Below are 3,005 nucleotides of genomic sequence, written 5' to 3' on the forward strand. Positions count from 1 at the left end.
GGGTAGGGCGGTGGGAAATCCGGGAATGCGGACGACTGGCTGGAAGCCCCTCTCTTCCCAGCTTCTCCCCCAAGCGGAGCTCGGGGAAGAAGGAAGTCATGCGACATGAGGCTCACCGCGCCGCCTCGTCCAGCGCCCGCTCCACCATCGCCGTGGTGAGCACGGTCGGCAATTGCCGACCCGCGCCGCCGCCCTTCGAAAACACCACGTACAAGGGCACGCCGGGCGAGTGGTATTGCTGCAGGAAGGTGGTGATCGCCGGGTCCTCGTTGGTCCAGTCGCCCTTCATGTAGACCGCGCCGTTGCGCTTGAGCGCGGCGCGGAACGTTGCGCCGTCCAGCACGGCGTGCTCGTTCGCCTTGCAGGTGATGCACCAGTCGGCGGTCATGTCCACGAACACCGGGGTGTTCGCGGCGCGCAGTTCGGCGAGCTTCTGCGGGCTGTAGGCCAGCACGCCTTCCTGCGCCGCGACGGCACCCGTCGCTGCCGGCACCTGCGCCAACAGGTACAGCGGCGCCAGCACGGTCAGTGCCAACAGCGCGGTCAGCGCGTGGCGCAGCGGGCCGCGCCCGCGGCTGCGTTCGAACCACCACAGCGCCAGCGCCAGCAGCACCAGCGCCACCAGCAGCAGGCCCACGGCGTCGGCGCCGCGCTGGTTGGCGAGCACCCAGGCCAACCATGCCGCGGTGAGGTACATCGGGAAGGCCAGTACCTGCTTCAGTGTCTCCATCCAGCGGCCGGGCTTGGGCAGCCAGCGCGCCAACGCGGGGATGTAGGCGATGGCGAGGAAGGGCAGGGCCAGGCCCACGCCGAGCATCAGGAACACCAGCAGCGCGTTCGCCGCCGGCGCGGCGAACGCGTAGGCCAGCGCGCCGCCCATGTACGGTGCGGTGCAGGGGCTAGCCACCACCACCGCAAGCACGCCGGTGAAGAAATCGCCGGTCGCGCCGCCGCGGTTCGCCAAGGTGCTGCCGACGTTGCCCAGCGACGCGCCGAACTGCACCACGCCCGACATCGACAGCCCCAGCGCGAAGATCACGCAGGCCAGCACCGCCACCAGCAGCGGCTGCTGCAACTGCGTGCCCCAGCCCAGCGCATGGCCGGCCGAGCGCAACGCGAGGATGCCCAGTCCCAGCGCGAGAAAGCTCACCAGCACGCCGGCGGTATAGGCCAACGCGTGGCGGCGCCGACGCGCGGGGTTCTCGCCGCTTTCCAGCAGGCTCACCGCCTTCAGCGACAGCACCGGCAGCACGCAAGGCATCAGGTTGAGGATCAGGCCGCCGCCCAGCGCCAGCAGCAAGGCGGCGAACAGGCTGGTTTGAATCGGGCTGGTCTGCAGCGGGCCGGCGGGCGCGGTCGCGGCGTCGGTCGATGCTGTGCCGGCGAAGGGTGCCGTCGGCGCACCGGGCACGGTCACGCCATTCGCCACGGCGCCGCTTTGCAGGTCCACCGTCGCGTCGCGCGTGATCAGCGGATAGCACACGCCACCGTCCTGGCAGCCGAGGAAGCTCGCCTCCAGCGTCACTTGCCGGCGGCCCGCGGTATGGCCCACGATCGCCACCGGCAATTCGAGATCGCCGAAATACACGGTCACCGAACCCAACTGGGCGTCCTGATGCACCACGCCGCCGGCCGGCCACGCGGGCGTGGCTAGCGTGAGGCCGCCGGCATTCTTTAGTTTCAGCGCGATGTGGTTGCGGTAGACGTAGTAGTCCTTCGGCATCGTCCAGCGCAGCAGCAGGTGCTGCGGGTCCTGCGCCAGCGCGGTGAAGCGGAAGGCCTGCTCCGGCGGCAGCGGCGTGGACGAGGTGCCGGTCAGTGCGCCGCCGCTGTCGTTGCCGCCCAGCTGCTGCAGCGCGGCGCCCAGCGCCTTGCCGCCGCCAGCGGCGGCCTTGGCTGGCAGCTTCAGGTCGAGGTGCTCGGTATGCGGCGGGTAGCAGATCTTCGGCTCCACCTCGTGGCAGCCCTGGTATTGCACGTCCACGCGCAGCCGCGTGGTGCCCGCCGCCACGGTGTAGGGGAGGCTGGCGTCGACGCCGTGGTGGTAGGTCTCCACCGGGCCAAGGTAGGGATCGTCGTGCTTCTCGCCGGGCGGCAGCTGCGCCGCGCCCAGCGTCACGCCGGCACCGGCGGTGAACTTCATGCGGCCGCGGTAGAGGTAGTAGTCCGGCGCGATCGTCCAGTGCAGCTTGAGCACGCCGGGCGTGCCCGCGTCGGTGCTGAGCTGATACGCCTCGGTCACTGGCAGGATGTTGTCGTCCTGCGTCTGCGCGAACGCCGCGGGGGCCGCGAGCAGCAGGGTGAGCAGGGTCAGCAGGCAGTGACCGAGGCGGTCGTGCAGAGGGAAACGCATCGATGCTCCAGCGTGTTCTTGATGGGCGCACGGGGACGCGCCCAAGGGATTATGGCCCAGCTTCCGGTTGCGGGCCCGTGGTGCGGCGTCGCGCCCGGCTCACCCGCAAGGTCGGGATCGGCCCGTCAGTCGATCGAATGAGTGCGCACCCAGTCCAGATAAGTTGCGTGGCCGCGTTCCACCGGCAGCGCGATCAGCTCCGGCAACTCGTAGGGATGCAGCGCCAGCACCCGCGCCTTGAGCGCCTCGAAGCGCTCGGCGGTGGTCTTGATCAGCAGCAACTCCTCGCCATCCGTCTGCACCTTGTCCTGCCAGCGATAAGTGGACAACACCCCCGGCAGGCGGTTCACGCAGGCGGCCAGCCGCTCGCCCACCAGCGTCTCGGCCAGCCGCTGCGCGCTGGCGGCGTCGGGGCAGGTGCACAGGCAGAGCAGGATGGTTGGGTCGGGCATGGCGGGCTTGGGTGTTTCGAGAAGGCCGTCACTCCAGCGCAGGCTGGAGTCCAGTGTCGTTGTGTTTCCCGGCGTGGCCGCGAGGCGCTGGGCCCGGCCTGCGCCGGGGCGACGATCAAGGGCGGGTGGCCCACGTTAGCAGAGCGCACACCGACCTCTTGAAACCCGCCCGCGCCCGCCCCATTCGCTGTCTCAAGGGT

2 protein-coding genes are annotated in these 3,005 nt (G+C 70.2%); both read right to left on the reverse strand.

The window, feature by feature from the left end; translation table 11 throughout:
- Positions 1 to 112: 112 nt before the first annotated feature.
- The gene (locus tag B0E52_RS09865; protein WP_077483660.1) at positions 113 to 2,353 is read right to left on the reverse strand and encodes a protein-disulfide reductase DsbD; all 2,241 of its coding nucleotides are present in this window, start codon (positions 2,351 to 2,353) and stop codon (positions 113 to 115) included.
- A gap of 125 nt (positions 2,354 to 2,478) precedes the next feature.
- Entirely contained in the window at positions 2,479 to 2,805 is a 327-nt protein-coding gene (cutA, locus tag B0E52_RS09870) for a divalent-cation tolerance protein CutA (RefSeq protein ID WP_077483661.1), read from the reverse strand.
- Positions 2,806 to 3,005 lie beyond the last annotated feature (200 nt).

This window comes from Rhodanobacter sp. C06 (genome assembly GCF_002001105.1).
Taxonomy (GTDB): domain Bacteria; phylum Pseudomonadota; class Gammaproteobacteria; order Xanthomonadales; family Rhodanobacteraceae; genus Rhodanobacter_A.

Excerpts from the sequence above, each read along its gene's own strand:
- B0E52_RS09865 (WP_077483660.1), bottom strand. The coding sequence starts at position 2,353 with ATGCGTTTCCCTCTGCACGACCGCCTCGGTCACTGCCTGCTGACCCTG.
- cutA (WP_077483661.1), bottom strand. The coding sequence starts at position 2,805 with ATGCCCGACCCAACCATCCTGCTCTGCCTGTGCACCTGCCCCGACGCC.